Annotated in this window: 19 protein-coding genes; 11 read left to right on the top strand and 8 right to left on the bottom strand. The window is 57.7% G+C overall.

Translation table 11 applies throughout. The annotated features are described in order from the left end of the window. Positions 1-36 precede the first annotated feature (36 nt). Positions 37-486 (bottom strand): nucleoside deaminase, encoded by a 450-nt coding sequence (locus RZ517_RS13025; protein ID WP_338548630.1) that lies wholly within the window; start codon positions 484-486, stop codon positions 37-39. 62 nt (positions 487-548) lie between these two features. Here RZ517_RS13025 and RZ517_RS13020 point away from each other — a divergent pair, with 62 nt between their 5' ends. From RZ517_RS13020 to RZ517_RS13010, 3 genes are read left to right on the top strand one after another with little or no spacing between them, the layout of a single operon-like run. After that, on the top strand, positions 549-1,349 hold the full coding sequence (locus RZ517_RS13020; RefSeq protein WP_338548629.1) for a pseudouridine synthase: 801 nt from the start codon (positions 549-551) through the stop codon (positions 1,347-1,349). A gap of 47 nt (positions 1,350-1,396) precedes the next feature. Next, on the top strand, positions 1,397-1,834 hold the full coding sequence (gene dtd, locus RZ517_RS13015; protein WP_338548628.1) for a D-aminoacyl-tRNA deacylase: 438 nt from the start codon (positions 1,397-1,399) through the stop codon (positions 1,832-1,834). Between the two features lie 54 nt (positions 1,835-1,888). Then, positions 1,889-2,410 carry a DUF2244 domain-containing protein gene (locus RZ517_RS13010; RefSeq protein ID WP_338548627.1) on the top strand — a complete coding sequence of 174 codons (522 nt, stop codon included), beginning with the start codon at positions 1,889-1,891 and terminating at the stop codon, positions 2,408-2,410. Between the two features lie 71 nt (positions 2,411-2,481). On the opposite strand, the gene RZ517_RS13005 is transcribed toward RZ517_RS13010, so the two are convergent. Both RZ517_RS13005 and RZ517_RS13000 read right to left on the bottom strand, forming a co-directional pair. Continuing rightward, complete coding sequence (locus RZ517_RS13005; protein WP_338548626.1) at positions 2,482-2,862, bottom strand: hypothetical protein; 381 nt, start codon at positions 2,860-2,862, stop codon at positions 2,482-2,484. 311 nt (positions 2,863-3,173) lie between these two features. Further along, positions 3,174-3,647, bottom strand: a complete 474-nt coding sequence (locus RZ517_RS13000; RefSeq protein ID WP_338548625.1) for a GatB/YqeY domain-containing protein — start codon at positions 3,645-3,647, stop codon at positions 3,174-3,176. A 209-nt stretch (positions 3,648-3,856) separates the two neighbouring features. Here RZ517_RS13000 and carA point away from each other — a divergent pair, with 209 nt between their 5' ends. Further along, positions 3,857-5,005 carry a glutamine-hydrolyzing carbamoyl-phosphate synthase small subunit gene (carA, locus tag RZ517_RS12995; RefSeq protein ID WP_338548624.1) on the top strand — a complete coding sequence of 383 codons (1,149 nt, stop codon included), beginning with the start codon at positions 3,857-3,859 and terminating at the stop codon, positions 5,003-5,005. Between the two features lie 99 nt (positions 5,006-5,104). Next, complete coding sequence (locus tag RZ517_RS12990) at positions 5,105-7,027, top strand: glycosyltransferase (RefSeq protein WP_338548623.1); 1,923 nt, start codon at positions 5,105-5,107, stop codon at positions 7,025-7,027. Here RZ517_RS12990 and RZ517_RS12985 read toward each other — a convergent pair. After that, positions 7,001-7,651 carry a GntR family transcriptional regulator gene (locus tag RZ517_RS12985; RefSeq protein WP_338548622.1) on the bottom strand — a complete coding sequence of 217 codons (651 nt, stop codon included), beginning with the start codon at positions 7,649-7,651 and terminating at the stop codon, positions 7,001-7,003. The two genes, RZ517_RS12990 and RZ517_RS12985, sit on opposite strands and share 27 nt — an antisense overlap. A 127-nt stretch (positions 7,652-7,778) precedes the next feature. On the opposite strand from RZ517_RS12985, the gene RZ517_RS12980 reads away from it, so the two are divergent. The 3 genes from RZ517_RS12980 (at position 7,779) to RZ517_RS12970 (ending at position 10,098) form a co-directional block, all read left to right on the top strand. Further along, entirely contained in the window at positions 7,779-8,423 is a 645-nt protein-coding gene (locus RZ517_RS12980; protein ID WP_338548621.1) for a pyrimidine 5'-nucleotidase, read from the top strand. An 87-nt stretch (positions 8,424-8,510) separates the two neighbouring features. Further along, positions 8,511-8,726, top strand: a complete 216-nt coding sequence (locus RZ517_RS12975) for a hypothetical protein (protein WP_338548620.1) — start codon at positions 8,511-8,513, stop codon at positions 8,724-8,726. Between the two features lie 172 nt (positions 8,727-8,898). Next, positions 8,899-10,098 carry a UbiH/UbiF family hydroxylase gene (locus RZ517_RS12970; protein WP_338548619.1) on the top strand — a complete coding sequence of 400 codons (1,200 nt, stop codon included), beginning with the start codon at positions 8,899-8,901 and terminating at the stop codon, positions 10,096-10,098. On the opposite strand, the gene RZ517_RS12965 is transcribed toward RZ517_RS12970, so the two are convergent. The 4 genes from RZ517_RS12965 to RZ517_RS12950 all read right to left on the bottom strand — a co-directional run bounded on the left by RZ517_RS12965 (position 10,095) and on the right by RZ517_RS12950 (position 13,049). After that, complete coding sequence (locus RZ517_RS12965; RefSeq protein ID WP_338548618.1) at positions 10,095-11,222, bottom strand: aminotransferase class V-fold PLP-dependent enzyme; 1,128 nt, start codon at positions 11,220-11,222, stop codon at positions 10,095-10,097. The two genes, RZ517_RS12970 and RZ517_RS12965, sit on opposite strands and share 4 nt — an antisense overlap. A gap of 120 nt (positions 11,223-11,342) precedes the next feature. Next, the gene (locus RZ517_RS12960) at positions 11,343-12,107 is read right to left on the bottom strand and encodes a hypothetical protein (protein ID WP_338548617.1); all 765 of its coding nucleotides are present in this window, start codon (positions 12,105-12,107) and stop codon (positions 11,343-11,345) included. A 31-nt stretch (positions 12,108-12,138) separates the two neighbouring features. After that, positions 12,139-12,597, bottom strand: coding sequence for an Lrp/AsnC family transcriptional regulator (locus RZ517_RS12955; RefSeq protein WP_338548616.1), 459 nt, complete (start codon positions 12,595-12,597; stop codon positions 12,139-12,141). Next, complete coding sequence (locus RZ517_RS12950) at positions 12,594-13,049, bottom strand: Lrp/AsnC family transcriptional regulator (protein WP_338548615.1); 456 nt, start codon at positions 13,047-13,049, stop codon at positions 12,594-12,596. Before RZ517_RS12950 ends, RZ517_RS12955 begins: the two co-directional genes overlap by 4 nt. Positions 13,050-13,184: 135 nt before the next feature. Between RZ517_RS12950 and ilvC the strand changes: the two genes are divergently transcribed. From ilvC to RZ517_RS12935, 3 genes are all read left to right on the top strand, one after another. Next, positions 13,185-14,207: a ketol-acid reductoisomerase gene (ilvC, locus tag RZ517_RS12945; RefSeq protein ID WP_338548614.1), complete on the top strand. Its 1,023-nt coding sequence runs from the start codon at positions 13,185-13,187 to the stop codon at positions 14,205-14,207. Between the two features lie 70 nt (positions 14,208-14,277). Then, positions 14,278-14,877 (top strand): GNAT family N-acetyltransferase, encoded by a 600-nt coding sequence (locus RZ517_RS12940; protein WP_338548613.1) that lies wholly within the window; start codon positions 14,278-14,280, stop codon positions 14,875-14,877. Next, on the top strand, positions 14,874-15,794 hold the full coding sequence (locus RZ517_RS12935; RefSeq protein WP_338548612.1) for a DMT family transporter: 921 nt from the start codon (positions 14,874-14,876) through the stop codon (positions 15,792-15,794). Before RZ517_RS12940 ends, RZ517_RS12935 begins: the two co-directional genes overlap by 4 nt. Positions 15,795-15,811: the final 17 nt, after the last annotated feature.

Below are 15,811 nucleotides of genomic sequence, written 5' to 3'. Positions count from 1 at the left end.
AAAAGACTTGGCAAAAGCTTTTTGAAAGCTTTTGGCTCAGCGACGGGTCGCAAAGAAGGCTTTCAGCAGATGTTCTGCCTCTTCTGCCGCGATCCCGTCGAAAACCTCGGGCATGTGGTGTGTCTGTGAATGCGTGAAGACACGTGCGCCATGGTCTACCCCGCCTGATTTTGGGTCTGATGCGCCATAGTAAAGCCGGGAAATGCGCGCATGGGTCATCGCCATGGCGCACATTGCGCAGGGTTCCAGCGTGACAGTCAGTGTATAACCCGGCAGGCGCTCGGACTTTGCCGCAGCACAGGCCGCGCGCAGTGCCAGGATTTCAGCATGGGCTGTCGGATCGCTCAATTCACGGATTCTGTTGCCCGCCTGTGCCACGATGCGCCCCTTGGGATCCGCAACAACGGCCCCAACAGGCACCTCGCCGCGCGCAGCCGCAGCACGGGCTTCTTCAAGGGCGATGTCCATATGGCTTGTAAATGTCATTGGACCAGATGGCCCAAGCCTGGGTGCTTTCGCAAGAGGCGATGATGCGCTAAGGGCAAGGGATGAGCCAGACACCCCCTCCCAAAACACCCCCCGGTGATCGTATCGCCAAGGTGATTGCCCGCGCTGGCCTTGCCAGCCGGCGAGAGGCCGAGCGCCTGATCGAGGCCGGGCGGGTGAAGGTCAATGGCAAAGTGATTGACCGTGCCGCGCTCAACGTGACACCCAAGGACAAAGTTGAGGTGGATGGCCGCCCGCTTGATGCGCCGGAACCACCGCGGCTGTGGCTTTATCACAAGCCCACCGGGTTGGTGACAACCACGCGTGATGAGCAGGGGCGCGAGACGATTTTCGATGCACTTCCAGAGGATTTGCCGCGGGTGATGAGCGTCGGGCGGCTGGACCTTAATTCCGAGGGCTTGCTGCTGTTGACCAATGATGGCGGGATCAAGCGCAAGCTGGAACTGCCCTCTACCGGCTGGGTGCGCAAATACAAGGTGCGGCTCAAGGGCCGTCCCAAAGACGAGACCTTTGCGCCCTTGCGCGACGGGCTGATGGTCGATGGAGAACGCTTTCAGCCGATGCAAGTGGCCCTCGATCGTCAGCAAGGCGCTAACGCCTGGGTCACAGTGGCGATCCGCGAAGGCAAAAACCGTGAGGTTCGCCGTGCGATGGAGGCTGTCGGGTTACAGGTTAACCGGTTGATCCGCCTCAGTTACGGGCCGTTTCAACTGGGGCAGTTGAAACCTGGTGAGGTGCTTGAGATCCGACCTAGGGTTTTGCGGGATCAACTGGGGCTTGAGGATGAAAAGGCGCAGGCTGCGTCGCAGAAACCCCGCAAGGTGCAGCGTCGGCGACGGTGATGTTTGGGTATTTTTGACAAGAAAGAAGCTGATGTGAGGGGGAGGCTATGCGGGCCTTGATCCAACGGGTGAGCGAGGCACAGGTTCGTGTTGAGGGACAGGTTATTGGCCAGACCGGAGCGGGGCTTTTGGTGTTGGTCTGTGCCATGCGCGGCGATGAGGATGCGCAGGCACAGGCGCTGGCGGCCAAAGTGGCCAAGTTGCGGGTCTTTAGAGATCAGGCAGGCAAAATGAACCTGTCGGTGAGCGATGTGGGCGGCAGCGCTTTGGTGGTGAGCCAGTTTACATTGGCCGCAGACACAACGCGCGGCACCCGGCCCGGGTATTCCGGCGCTGCGGCACCCGAGGACGGACGGCGACTTTATGAGCTATTTGCAGAGGCGCTGGCGGCGGAAGGCGTGCCGGTGGAAACCGGAGAGTTCGGCGCGGATATGCAGGTGAGCCTTGTGAATGACGGCCCTGTGACGATTTGGCTGGAGGTTTGAGGGCGCGCCAAATGTCGCGCTTTTCCTTTTGGATGGTCGCGTTAAACTCCGCCCATGCCGTATCAATGGACCTTATCTGAGACAGCACATGGCGACGTGGAATGCCTGCGTCTTTGGCCGCACCGGTCGCTGCCGCGCTGGGGGTTTGCCGTGTTTATTCTGATCACCTGTGTGATGTTCACTATGCCGCTTTTCCCGCTTTTGGGCACCGCCACGCTCTGGGGGCTGTTGCCCTTTCTGGTGCTGGCGGTCTGGGGGGTGTGGTATGCGCTGCAGCGATCCTACCGTGATGCGGCGATGGGCGAGGAGCTAACCATCGGGCGCGAGGAGGTGCATCTGCGGCGCACCAATGCACGCGGGCCTGTTCAGGATTGGGAAAGCCAGAGTTACTGGACCAAAGTGCATATGCATCCCACGGGTGGGCCAGTGCCGCATTACGTGACGCTGAAAGGGAAGGGACGTGAGGTCGAGATCGGGGCGTTTCTGTCTGAGGATGAGCGCAAGGCGCTTTATGGTGAGATCGCCGAGGCGTTGAAGCGGATGGTGGAGCCGGATCCGGTGGTGGGGCCGCTTTAGGGTGGCGGATGGCGGGTTAGAGCCCGAAGCGGACTTGTAAGACAGCAATCGCCTTTGCGATGTCTTCTCCGCTATTGCATTGGAAGACGACCAACACCACTCAATATGGCAAATTGAACTTCAGGCGTCCGGTTGTGAAGGTACAAAAAATCTATAAACCCAAGTCCTGCTAATCCAGTGTCACTTAGTGACGGCAACCGTGGGTCATGTGCACTGACTCTTTCGTAAACGCCATTGTACTCCAAGTACCATGGCAAGTGCCCGCCACCGGGCTTTTGACCGCCTCCACCACGCATAAGTGGGCGGTAGGCCTCAAAATCATCCAATCGCTTGATCAGAGACACCACCCCGCGTCGCATTGCCTGATCCAGAGGAACAAAGGCGTACATAAACGGCTCGTCTTGAACTGGATTCAAGGTTTCGATGCAAATGTCTTTTTCAAACCACTTCAATAGGTATCCGAGTTCGTCAGTGTGCCAGATGCACAAAGCGACGACCTCACAATGATCAAGCCTGATCTTGAGCAGCTTCCCTATGTGACGTTTCTGCTTGCTTGGCCTCATGCGAAACCGTGTCGGAAAACAAATTGCAATCCAGATGGTGAAACTCAGGCATTTTGGCGGTCATTCAACCGCGCAGTTTTCAACCAGTTTTTGAACCGCAACATGGTTTTACAGATGACACCACCAATCGTCGAACGGCAACTTTGTCCCGAAAACAGGCAATCCCACAGGCGGATCAATCTTTCACAACCGCCTTGGATTCACGCCCCCGCGCAGAGCTTGTCCTTCACTTTCGGACCTACGGCTCCGAAATCCATCTGGCCGGTATACTGGTCCTTGAGGTGTCCCATGACCTTGCCCATGTCCCGGATTGACTCCGCGCCGGTGGCATTGATGGCGGCCTTAATCGCGTCGCTAACTTCGGCTTCGTCGAGTTGGCGCGGCAGGAACTCCTCGATCACGCTGATCTCGGCGCGTTCGGTTTCAGCAAGATCAAGCCGTCCGCCTTCTTCATAGGCGCGTGCGCTTTCCATGCGTTGCTTGGTCATTTTGCCAAGAATGGCCAGGATTTCCGCGTCGCCGACGCCTTCGCCGGTGTCGCTATCGCTGCCACGTTGCGCGATGTCCTGATCTTTGATCGCAGCGTTGATCAGCCGCAAAGTTCCCAGGCGTGTGGCGTCTTTGTCCTTCATTGCCTGTTTGAGCGTATCGCCCACGCGTTTGCGCAAACCCATTGTTCATGCATCTCCGTGCCATGTCACAAGACATGATGCTTAGCCCAAACCGCTCAAGGGCGCAACCGCTAGAAGATTGCGTAAATCCCTTGTTTTGCAGGGGTCGATGTATGACGTGACGCGACGTTTCTGTTCAACGGGAACGGCCTTGACCCTGCGCAGTGTGAACCTTAGGTTCGCGCCAATTTGCGCATTTGGAGATTCTGCACATGGCCTCTGCTGCTGATGCCCACCCAACCGCATGTCTGGCGCTTGCAGATGGGTCATTGTTTTACGGAAAAGGGTTTGGCGCGGCAAAGGAAGTGTCGGCAGAACTGTGCTTTAACACTGCTATGACCGGGTATCAGGAGATCATGACCGATCCAAGCTATGCGGGACAAATCGTGACATTCACCTTTCCGCATATCGGTAATGTTGGCGTGAATCCCGACGATGACGAAACCGCTGATCCGGTGGCCGCAGGTATGGTCGTCAAATGGGACCCAACCGAGCCGTCAAATTGGCGTGCAACAGAACGTCTGGGCGACTGGCTGGCGCGGCGGGGCCGGGTCGCGATTGGTGGCGTGGACACGCGGCGTCTGACCCGGGCGATCCGTCAACAAGGCGCGCCGCATGTGGCGCTGGCGCATGACCCGGCAGGGAAATTCGATGCAGAGGCGCTGGTCGCCGAGGCTCGCGCGTTCGCCGGCTTAGAGGGCATGGACCTGGCCAAGACAGTCACCTGTGCGCAGTCCTATCGCTGGGACGAAATGCGCTGGGCCTGGCCCGAAGGGTATACGCGCCAGACAAACGCCAAGCACAAGGTCGTCGCGGTGGATTATGGTGCCAAGCGCAATATCCTGCGCTGTTTGGCCTCTGCGGGCTGTGAGGTCACTGTGCTTCCGGCGACCGCAACGGCAGAAGAGGTTTTGGCGCACGAACCTGATGGTGTGTTTCTGTCAAACGGTCCGGGCGATCCTGCCGCAACTGGGGAATACGCCGTGCCGATGATCCAAGGGGTGCTGGAAAAGGACATTCCGGTCTTTGGTATCTGCCTGGGCCACCAGATGCTGGCGCTGGCGCTTGGGGCCAAGACGATCAAGATGAACCACGGGCATCATGGGGCCAATCATCCGGTGAAAGAAATTGAGACCGGCAAGGTGGAAATCACCTCGATGAACCACGGGTTTGCCGTGGATGGGCAAACCCTGCCCAGCGGCGTAGAAGAGACGCATGTATCGCTCTTTGACGGCTCGAATTGCGGCATTCGGATGAAAGATCGCCCGGTGTTCTCGGTTCAACACCACCCCGAAGCCAGCCCAGGTCCGCAGGACAGTTTTTACCTCTTTGAACGCTTCGCGGCCTCCATGGCAGGGTGATCACGCCCGGATCGTCATTTTGGGTTAAACAAATCTTCACGTCATCTTAACCATGTTTGACGCACCTTGCCCGTGATGCATTGGGCAAGGGACGATCATATGGCGATGACCGAGTTGCAGACTCCGCCGTCTTCGGACGAGCAGGTGGCCTCTCAAAGTGTCGCGGATGCTGCTCTGGAACAGCTATTGGTTCAATCCGGACGTTTGAGTGCCGAAGACCTGGCAGATGCCCGAAAGCTTCAGGCGCTTTGCGGGCAACCCTTGCACCAGGTGCTGGTGGCGGAAGGGGGTCTCTCAGCGCAGGTTATGACCGAGTTGCGAGCACAGCTTCACGGATGCCGGGCCATATCACGCATCGAACTGGAAGAGCTGCGTCCGATCCCGGTGGGCATTCCGGCGCAAGTGCTGCTGAAACATGCGGTTTTGCCTGTGCGGGATCGAGATGATACCGCGGCTGTAATATGTGCACCCCCTGATGATCTACACCGCGCGCGGCCCTTTTTGCCCGCCTCCTTGCAGGATGCGAAAATGGTTCTGGCCAACCGAGATATGGTGACGCAGCGCATTGGAGCCTTGCACAAATCCGCATTGGTTCAAGCGGCCGCCGCACGCACACCCGCCGCAGAAAGCTGCCGGACCTGGGCCAATACGCGCAGGAAGCGGGTCAGTCTTTTTGCGGTTTTTCTTTGCGGCGTGCTGAGCCTGAGTGTGCTGTATCCCCAAATGGTATTCTCCGGCCTTGCTGCTATTGCGGCGATCACGCTGATTGTTTCGGCCTGTTTTAAGGCATTGGCCTTTTCTGCTCGCGCCATGTCGCCGATGAAACAAAGTGTCCTGTCTGATGTTTTTGACATCAAAAGACTGCCGAAAGTCTCTGTTCTTGTTCCTCTTTTTCGTGAAACCGAAGTGGCCCACGTGCTGATTGCGCGCCTCAAGCGGCTCAGTTATCCCAAATCGCTTTTGGATGTGGTTCTGGTGCTTGAAGAAGAGGACGGGTTGACCAGCAAAACCCTTGCGAAAACCAATCTGCCGCCCTGGATCAAGGTGGTTGTGGTGCCGGATGGGCGCCCCCGAACCAAGCCGCGCGCGATGAACTATGCGCTCGATTTTTGTGAAGGTGAGATCATCGGCGTTCTGGATGCCGAAGATGCGCCTGACCCGGATCAGATCATGCGCGTTGTGCGCAGGTTTGACGCCGCCCCAAAGGATGTCGCCTGTCTTCAGGGCATTCTGGATTACTACAATGCGCGGCAAAACTGGCTCGCGCGGTGTTTCACCATCGAATACGCAGCCTGGTTTCGCATGATCCTGCCCGGCGTGGCACGATTGGGGCTGGCGATTCCGCTGGGCGGCACGACGCTTTATTTTCGGCGCAATGTTCTGGAAAAACTGGGCGGATGGGACGCCCATAATGTGACCGAGGATGCCGATCTGGGCTTTCGCCTCGCGCGGCATGGCTATCGTACAGAAATGCTTGTGACAGTGACCGAGGAAGAGGCCAATTGCCGCCCATGGGCCTGGGTCAAGCAACGCTCGCGTTGGCTCAAGGGGTACATGACGACCTATCTGGTGCATATGCGTCAGCCCGATTTGCTGTACCGGCAACTGGGCGCGCGCAAATTCTGGGGGTTTCAGGCGCATTTTATCACTTCTCTGTCGCAACCTTTGCTCGCGCCGTTTCTTTGGTCCTTCTGGCTTGTGCTGCTGGGCCTGCCGCATCCGCTCGACCCACTGGTGTCGCGCTCTGCATTGATGACGGTTGGCTTGTTGTTCCTGATGATTGAGGCTGTCAATATCTGTATCGGCCTTGCGGCAGTGTCCAAACCCAAGCACAGGCATCTTCTGCCGTGGGTCCCCACGTTGCACCTTTACTGGCCTTTGGGCGCGATTGCCGCCTACAAGGCGCTTTACGAATTGGTTTTAAAGCCGTTTTTTTGGGACAAGACACAGCACGGGCTGTCACTCAACCATATTTCAACAGCGCGCAAACCCGCGTCAGCCAAAGGTCTCGATCTCACCTGAATCAAGCTTCAGCCGCGTGACGAAAGCCTTCGAGATATGCGCACGCAGAGCCTCTCCGGCAGCGGCCCCATCGCTGTTTTCGATGGCCGTGACAATCGCATCATGTTCGGCCAGTGCATCAAGCGGACGGCCCACCGCCGCAAGGGATGTGGTCGCCATGAGCGCCATGGACCTATGGACCAAGTCCAGTTGCTGCACCAAGAACCGGTTGTGTGAAGACAAGTGAATCTGCTTGTGAAAGCGCCGGTTGGCCTTGGCCATTGCACTTGGGTCCTCAATTAGCTTGTGATCATCGGTCACCATATCGCGCAGCACGCGCACCTCTTCGGGTGTCGCGTGACGTGCGGCCAGATTGGCGGCCAACCCTTCCAACTCGGCCCGCACCACATAAAGCTCGGCCAGTTGGTTGTGGTCCAGCGACGACACAATCAGGCTGCGCCCGTCGCGCGTCAGCAGGGATTGCGTCTCAAGCCGTTGCAGCGCCTCGCGAATGGGCGTGCGTGATACACCGAACCTCTCGGCGAGATCGCTTTCCACCAAGCGGTCGCCGGGCTTGTATATCCCGGTGTCAATCGCCTCCAAAACAAGCGTGTAGGCATCTTTTTGCGGCGTGGCTATGGTCATCGCGCTCTCTGTCGTTAGGTATGGTCGATGTGTCAGACTATCCGTGGCGCAATGGGTGTTTCAAGCCCAGAGGCGCGGATGTGGAAAATAGTTGGGCCAAGGTCCAAGCAGATGAGGGGCATAAGGGATGCCAAAGCAGCATTTTGAGCATGTTGAGACATGGGTCTTTGATCTCGACAACACGCTTTATCCCCCATCCGTGCGTCTCTTTGACCAGATCGAAGTCCGCATGACCCAATATGTCATGACCGAGCTTGGCGTGGACCGGGCAGAGGCGGACCGGCTGCGCAATCTCTACTGGCATCAGCATGGCACTACGCTGGCGGGTCTGATGCGCGAACATGACCTTGATCCCTTGCCCTATCTTGAGGATGTGCATGACATCAATTTTGATGCGCTGGAGGCAGACGTAGATCTGGCCGCGCGCATCCGGGATCTGCCGGGGCGCAAGATTGTCTACACCAATGGCTGTGCTCCCTATGCGACGCGCGTGGTCGAGGCGCGTGGTCTTTCGGGACTGTTTGATGCGATCTACGGCGTTGAGCATGCCGATTTTTACCCCAAACCGGATCGTAAGGCGTTCGACAAGGTCTTTGCACAAGATGGGTTAGAGCCGACGCGTGCGGCGATGTTTGAAGACGAAGCACGTAATCTGGCGGAGCCGCATGCGATGGGGCTGCGCACGGTTCATGTCGCGCCTGAACGTCAGGAATTGGATCACGTGCATCATCATACCGATGATCTTTCCGGGTTTCTTGCGCGCCTTCTGTGACAGCCTGCCGCGCTGCGGCGAAATGCGCCTTTTGCTTTGAAAAAGCGGACATATCTCGTACCCTAGCGAACGCGACAGGAGAGAGATATGACTGCGACAGACACCTCACAGCTTACCCATACGCAAAGCCGCCTGGAGCGGAGCGAGGCCACCGAAGTGGCAATGACAATCTTGACAGTAGCGGTTCTTGTGGCTGCCTGGGCGACAGCCGTGGTTATCTGGGGTTTGCCCGGACTGTATATTCCCGCTGTGGCCATGGTGCCGGTCATGTTCGCGGCTTTGATTTACATAGCCTGGGGATGAAGCGTCGCATTGGCTTTGGCCCTCAAATCGCACTAAAGCGTTTCGACATTGACCTGAGACATCAGCAAAAGGCGAAACGCGTGCAACAATCGAGTGTCGCGCTGCGTTTCGCGCTAATCTGTGATTCAGGTTCATCGCGAAACGCTTTAGGTTGCCGGTGAGGAGAGCCGATTTGAGCCAATTTAACTGCGATATCCTTGTGTCGGGCGGCGGTGTTGCCGGACTTTCAGCAGCGGCTGTGCTGGGGCATGGAGGGTTTGATGTTGTCTGCGTAGATCCGGCACCTCCGATCATGGAACGAGACGCAGAAGGCGCAGACCTGCGAACGACCGCCATACTGCAGCCCGCGCAGGCCCTTTTAGCGGAGGCTGGGCTGTGGGCGCGGCTTGAGGATCACGCGGCCCCTTTGCAGGTCATGCGGATAGTTGATGCGGGTGGAGCAGAGCCGGAACCGCGCATCGTCAAGGATTTCAACGCGTGGGATATTTCTGACAAGCCCTTTGGCTGGAACCTGCCCAACTGGCTCTTGCGCCGAGAGATGGTGGCGCATCTTGAGACATTGCCAAATGTAACATTCCTGCCAGGCACGTCGGCAAAGGCACTGTTCACACGCGAAAGCGAGGCCCGTGTGACGTTGTCTGACGGGACACGCAGTACTTGCCGTCTCGTCGTCGCCGCAGATGGGCGCGGCTCGCCGATGCGTGAGGCCGCGGGCATCAAGGCGCACACAACGCGCTATGGGCAAAAGGCGCTGGCCTTTGCCGTCACGCACGCCATTCCGCATGACAATATCTCGACCGAAATCCATCGCACCGGCGGGCCGTTCACGCTTGTGCCTTTGCCCGACTATGAGGGGCGGCCCTCGTCGGCCATCGTCTGGATGGAGCGCTCGGCCGAGGTGACCCGACTGGCCGCATTGGATGTCCCGGAATTTGAAGCGGAGATGAGCGCGCGGTCCTGTCATCTCTTTGGCCCGCTGACACTGGCCTCGCGGCGCACGGTTTGGCCCATCATCAGCCAGTTGGCAGAGCGCATGTGCGCCGAACGTGTGGCGCTTGTGGCGGAGGCGGCACATGTGGTGCCGCCCATCGGGGCGCAGGGGCTGAATATGAGCCTTGGCGATATTCGGGCGCTTTTGGACTTGGCACAGGCGCAGCCCGATCGCTTGGGTGATGCAGACATGCTTGAGGCCTATCACGAGCGCCGCCATCTGGAGGTCACCGCGCGCGTGAAAGGAATTGATGTGCTCAACCGGGCTTCTATGGTGCAAACGCCGGTGTTGCGCGATGCGCGCGCCGCAGGGCTGAATGCGCTTTACGCAATGGCCCCGGTGCGCAAGACGCTTATGCAAATGGGATTGGGAGTGCGCTAGAGCACCTTGTCAATCACCTCTTGCAGGCGCGCTTTTGCAGCATCCACGTCATAAAGCTTATCCAGACCAAAAAGCCCCAGACGGAAGGTACGAAACCCCTCAGGCTCATTGCATTGCAACGGTACGCCCGCTGCGATTTGCATGCCTTCGGCGCTGAACTTCTTGCCATTCTGGATGTCCGGGTCGCCGGTATAGCTGACCACCACACCCGGCGCGCCAAACCCTTCGGCGGCAACAGAGGTCACACCTTTGTCGGCCAACATCGCGCGCACGCCATTGCCTAGCTCCCATTGCGCCTCACGCAGCTTTTCAAAGCCAAATTCCTTGGTTTCCAGCATGGTATCGCGAAATCCGCGCAGGGCATCGGTGGGCATCGTGGCGTGATAGGCATGCCCGCCGTTCTCATAGGCTGCCATGATCGAATGCCACTTCTTGAGATCAATTGCAAAGCTGTTGGAAGTCGTGCTCTCCAGCCGCTCCAGCGCGCGCTCTGACATCATCACCAACCCGGCAGAGGGCGAGGCCGACCAGCCCTTTTGTGGGGCGGAGATCAGAACATCAACCCCAGTGGCCTTCATATCGACCCAGGCACAGCCCGAAGCGATGCAATCGAGGATCATCAATGCGCCCACCTCATGCGCGGACTTGGCCAGTTCGGCGATATAGTCATCGGGCAGGATAATGCCTGCGCTTGTCTCCACATGCGGGGCAAAGACTGCGTCTGGCTTGGCCTCACGGATTTTGGCGGTGACCTCTTCGATGGGCGCAGGAGCGAAGGGGGCCGTGGCCCCATTGCCCGTCTGCCGCGCCATGCACACGGTCGTGTCTGAGGTGAACTGACCCGCATCAAAGATCTGCGTCCAGCGGAAAGAGAACCAGCCATTGCGCACGATGAGCGCATGCGCATCGGTACCAAATTGCCGGGCCACCGCCTCCATCCCATAGGTGCCGCCACCGGGAATGAGGGCTACGCCATCGGCGTTATAAACCTCTTTCAGCATAGATGAGATATCATTCATAACCTTCTGAAAGGATTGACTCATATGGTTCAGAGAGCGGTCCGTGAAGACAACCGAATATTCCAGAAGGCCATCGGGATCGATGTCGGGGAGAAGGGCGTTCATTGTTGGGCTCCAGAGCGATTTGCGAGGAAGACGTTAGCGGAAACATATCATGCCCACGCCATATGTGCATCGCGTATTCCCGTCAAAGAGATGCGGCTTTTCGACTGGTTGGCGGCAAGTCTATTTGTGCGCCCAATACGCACTGTCTTGAATCACGCTGGCGACTGCCAGAGCCTTCTCTGCAAGATCGCCTGGGGTGGTATCATTCAAGGCAAGGCGTTCCATCCGCTCGTAAAGTTTGCGCGACGTGTAGAAATTGAAAGCATTGGTATTGCGCCCTTTGTCCCAAAAGGCGGTCACCAAAATTGCGGCCTTGCCAACGCACCAGTCTCTCCAAAGACGCAACGCCAGCACCTCATCTGGCATTTCCCAAACCTGCTGGAAGAGATCGTCCATTGGCCAATCCGCTTGCCCGAACATGCATAGCACATCGTCCAGATAGTCCCCTGTTTCGGACCCTTCGGCGAAGTGTGCAAGATACTGGCGCTGGAAGTTGTCAAGCGCGGCCCATTCGGCCTTTGACCATTGCGTTTTGTCACCGGTAGGAAAACGGCTCAGGCTAACTTCCAAGCCGACGAAAGCCACGTCCTCTCCGCAAGCCAGAACCTCAAGGATACGGGGCAAAAAATACCCCCAAAGCGACTTGGACAAAGGCGGATCACAAGCTGCAAAAAACCAGTCGTTCAGGTAATGCAGGGGCAGTTCCCGGATCGGCGGGTTAAAGAAGTCTTTCTCTATCTCAGGATACATGCAACAGCCCTGGCACACCCCGGTATCAGTGGGTCTAGGGTACCGAAACACCGTATATGCCTGCTCAATGACCTCAAAGAGTGGATGGTCCGGCGCAAGCTTGGCTTTGATCGGTTTTTGCGTTTTGCGGGTCATGTTGTTTTCGTATGTCTAATGCGCTTGTGTTTTACCCAATAGGTCCGGGCCGCTTTTCTTCACTCAGAAGCACATTTGCCTCTACATCCCCGACACCCGGCAGGGTCATGATACGCCGCCGCAAAACGCGTTCAAAGTCAGAGATATCGCGCGCCACCACCCGGAGGCGGTAGTCATACATGCCCAGAACATGTTCCACGGTTTGCACCTCCGGAATGGCGCTGACGGAGGTCTCGAAATCCTGCAGGCTAACGCGGCCCTTGGTGGCCAGTTTTACGCCCAGAAACACAGTTACGCCAAAGCCTAGCTTCGCGGCGTCCAATTCCAGTTTGCGTCCGGCCAGGACACCGGCCTCGCGCAGCCGCTTGATCCGCCGCCAGACCACAGGTTGCGAGGCGTCATAGCGACGGGCCAAGGCCCCGGTGCTTACCCGCGCATCCCGCGCCAACGCGCCCAGCAGTTTGCGATCCAGATCATCCAGCTCAATCATATCGGCAGGCTTTCATCGGATTTAATCCGCGCCACATGCATCAGCGCCTCGATCTCTGCGATATGGGGCAGGGTGAGGATGCGGTCGCGGTAAATTTCCTGATAATGCGCCATGTCGCGGGCGATCACCGAGAGGCGCAGATCAACCCGACCCAGAAACGTCTGGCATTCGAGCACTTCTGGCACTTGGCGGGCGGCTTCCAGAAATTCGTCAAAAGCACGGGCATGGGTTTTGTCGAGCGTGAAGCGCAGCGAGACTTCCACAGTATACCCCAGGCGCTGCCAATCGATTTGCGCGGTCACGCCTTTGATGATCCCTAACTCCTCCAGCCGCGTGATCCTGCGCGCAGCACTTTGCGGGCTGATGGCGCAGCGCTCTGCCAGTTCAGCCGGGCTGAGCGTGGAGTCAGATTGCAGGTAGCGCAGAATCCGGCGATCTTTGTCTTTGTGCATTAAAACTCCAATAAATACATAAATACAGAATTGAATTATCAGTACTGGGATCGAATTAACAGAGTCTAAAACTGTTTCACGCGCGAAACATCCGGTATCACCTGCCTCAGATAGAAACCGGAAGGATGTGAAACCATGCGCGTATACTACGACCGCGATTGCGACATTAACCTCATCAAAGACAAGAAAGTTGCCATTCTGGGCTACGGCTCTCAGGGACACGCCCATGCGCTCAACCTGCGCGACAGCGGGGCGAAGAACCTTGTCGTTGCGCTGCGCGAAGGTTCAGCCAGCGCCAAGAAAGCCGAAGGCGAAGGTCTTAAGGTCATGGGTATCGCCGAGGCGGCAGCCTGGTGTGATCTGATCATGTTCACCATGCCCGATGAGCTTCAGGCAGAGACTTATAAGAAATATGTCCATGAAAACATCCGCGAAGGCGCTGCCATGGCCTTTGCCCATGGCCTCAACGTGCATTTCGGCCTTATCGAGCCGAAGCCCGGCGTCGACGTGATCATGATGGCCCCCAAAGGTCCCGGTCACACGGTACGCGGCGAGTATGTCAAAGGCGGCGGCGTGCCCTGTCTTGTGGCGGTAGACAATGACGCCTCCGGCAAAGCGCTGGAAATCGGCCTCAGCTATTGCTCGGCCATCGGCGGTGGTCGTTCGGGCATCATCGAGACCAACTTCCGCGAAGAATGTGAAACTGACCTTTTCGGCGAACAGGCGGTTCTTTGTGGCGGCTTGGTTGAATTGATCCGCATGGGCTTTGAGACGCTGGTCGAGGCGGGCTATGCGCCGGAGATGGCGTATTTTGAGTGCCTGCATGAGGTGAAGCTGATCGTGGACCTGATCTACGAAGGCGGCATTGCCAACATGAACTACTCGATCTCCAACACGGCGGAATATGGCGAATACGTCTCCGGCCCGCGTGTGCTGCCTTATGAGAAAACCAAGAAAGAGATGAAGGCGATCCTGACGGATATTCAAACCGGTAAATTCGTCCGGGACTTCATGCAGGAAAACCAGGTCGGCCAGCCCTTCTTCAAAGGCACGCGCCGCATGAACGACGCACACCAGATCGAGGAAGTGGGCGAAAAGCTTCGCGCCATGATGCCCTGGATCTCGGCGGGCAAGCTTGTGGATCAGGAAAAGAACTGATCTGACAGAGACATGGGTCGGGAAGGGCGTCCGACATCAGGGGCGCCCTTTTTTGGTCTGAAGGATTATTGTGCAAGATACCCCTGAGATAAAGCTGCGTCCCGCGACCCGCGATGATCTTGCGATGATCCTTGAAGGGTGTCGCGAAACATTTGAGCGTCATCGCGGACAGATGCCGTTTGCTTTCAGCGAAGATTCATTTGACGCGTTCTATGAGCCATATATTGCGAATTGCATCGACGCGCAGACCAAGGTCGATGAGGCGCGACTTGTGCAGGTCGCCGAAGTGGACGGGGTATTTGCGGGGTATGTCGTCATGGCGGATTCCGCCAATACCGGAGGTGGGTTTGAGATTTTCGATATCCACGTTCGGCCGGAATTTCGCAAGAAAGGGGTGGGACAGGCCCTTTTGAACTGGGGCAAGTCGCTTGCAGAAGAATTCGAAGCTCACAATCTTGATGCGACTGTCTGGAATCTGGGGGACACCAGAGAAGACTTTTTCGCCAGGTCCGGCTTTGCCAAGGTCCACACCAGATGGCGGGTCGGAGTTATGGAGCCGCCGTCAAAATTTTCGGGCATGGTCCCAAAACAAAATTGGAGTTTTCTTCGGGATCCCGCTGTCCTTTGGACGGTGATCTTTGTCTTGCTGGCTGTGGTGTTTTTAGAATGACCGGGATTTCTGCCGCCAACTGGCTGCGCCTGATCGCGCTTGGCATGATCTGGGGGGCGTCTTTCATGTTTGTCACCCTTGCGCTGGAGGGCGTGGGGCCTTTGACGCTGGTGGCGGTGCGGCTGTCCCTGGGCGCGGCGTGTCTGCTTGTTCTGACAACAGCTCTTGGCGCAGGGCTGCCACGCGTGACCGGCGCGGGCGCAGGCAAGCTTTGGGCCTTCATTTTTGCCATGGGCGTTTTCTCGAATGCGGTGCCCTTTGCCTTGCTCAGTTGGGGACAGCAGGTGGTTGCTTCGGGCTTTGCCGGGGTGTGCATGGCGGTGGTGCCGCTCTTTATTCTGCCGCTGGCGCATATCTTTGTCCCCGGTGAGTCCATGAGCCTGCGCCGATTGGTGGGTTTTGCCACCGGAACCATTGGGGTCATCGTGCTCATCGGGCCAGCAGCGTTCGCCTCCACTGGCGCGGAATTTGAGTCCCTGGCCAAGCTGGCCTGTGTTGGTGCTGCGGCGTGCTATGCGGTTGGGTCGATCTTCACTCGGCTTTGTCCGGAGGTGAACCGGCTGGCGCTGGCCGCGGCGGTCTTGCTGGTCGCGGCTCTGCTCTTCACGCCTTATGCGATTGCAACGGAGGGCTGGCCCGAGATGCCGCAAGGCGTGAGCTTTTGGGCGCTGATCTACCTCGGTCTCCTGCCCACGGGCCTGGCGCAGATTTTGCTCGTACAGGTGATCCGAGAGGCAGGTCCGGTTTTCATGAGCCTGGTAAATTATCAAGTGCCCATATGGTCGGTGATCTTCGGGGCGGTCATTCTCAATGAAGCCCTGCCGCCCAGCCTGTATCTGGGGTTAACACTGATCCTGGCGGGTGTAGCTCTTAGTCAGCTTGGCGCGCTGAGGCGCCTCTTTTCCGGCCGCAGCTAAGCTTTTTGAGCGATGTG

Origin of the sequence: Roseovarius sp. S88 (assembly GCF_037023735.1) — a bacterium.
Lineage (GTDB): Bacteria > Pseudomonadota > Alphaproteobacteria > Rhodobacterales > Rhodobacteraceae > Roseovarius > Roseovarius phycicola.
The sequence above is the reverse complement of the archived record's forward strand: the minus strand, read 5'-3'. Positions and strand labels throughout refer to the sequence as shown.

Coding starts and splice junctions, on each gene's coding strand:
- RZ517_RS13025 (WP_338548630.1), bottom strand. CDS start 486: ATGACATTTACAAGCCATATGGACATCGCCCTTGAAGAAGCCCGTGCT.
- RZ517_RS13020 (WP_338548629.1), top strand. CDS start 549: ATGAGCCAGACACCCCCTCCCAAAACACCCCCCGGTGATCGTATCGCC.
- dtd (WP_338548628.1), top strand. CDS start 1,397: ATGCGGGCCTTGATCCAACGGGTGAGCGAGGCACAGGTTCGTGTTGAG.
- RZ517_RS13010 (WP_338548627.1), top strand. CDS start 1,889: ATGCCGTATCAATGGACCTTATCTGAGACAGCACATGGCGACGTGGAA.
- RZ517_RS13000 (WP_338548625.1), bottom strand. CDS start 3,647: ATGGGTTTGCGCAAACGCGTGGGCGATACGCTCAAACAGGCAATGAAG.
- carA (WP_338548624.1), top strand. CDS start 3,857: ATGGCCTCTGCTGCTGATGCCCACCCAACCGCATGTCTGGCGCTTGCA.
- RZ517_RS12990 (WP_338548623.1), top strand. CDS start 5,105: ATGGCGATGACCGAGTTGCAGACTCCGCCGTCTTCGGACGAGCAGGTG.
- RZ517_RS12985 (WP_338548622.1), bottom strand. CDS start 7,651: ATGACCATAGCCACGCCGCAAAAAGATGCCTACACGCTTGTTTTGGAG.
- RZ517_RS12980 (WP_338548621.1), top strand. CDS start 7,779: ATGCCAAAGCAGCATTTTGAGCATGTTGAGACATGGGTCTTTGATCTC.
- RZ517_RS12975 (WP_338548620.1), top strand. CDS start 8,511: ATGACTGCGACAGACACCTCACAGCTTACCCATACGCAAAGCCGCCTG.
- RZ517_RS12965 (WP_338548618.1), bottom strand. CDS start 11,222: ATGAACGCCCTTCTCCCCGACATCGATCCCGATGGCCTTCTGGAATAT.
- RZ517_RS12960 (WP_338548617.1), bottom strand. CDS start 12,107: ATGACCCGCAAAACGCAAAAACCGATCAAAGCCAAGCTTGCGCCGGAC.
- RZ517_RS12955 (WP_338548616.1), bottom strand. CDS start 12,597: ATGATTGAGCTGGATGATCTGGATCGCAAACTGCTGGGCGCGTTGGCG.
- RZ517_RS12950 (WP_338548615.1), bottom strand. CDS start 13,049: ATGCACAAAGACAAAGATCGCCGGATTCTGCGCTACCTGCAATCTGAC.
- ilvC (WP_338548614.1), top strand. CDS start 13,185: ATGCGCGTATACTACGACCGCGATTGCGACATTAACCTCATCAAAGAC.
- RZ517_RS12935 (WP_338548612.1), top strand. CDS start 14,874: ATGACCGGGATTTCTGCCGCCAACTGGCTGCGCCTGATCGCGCTTGGC.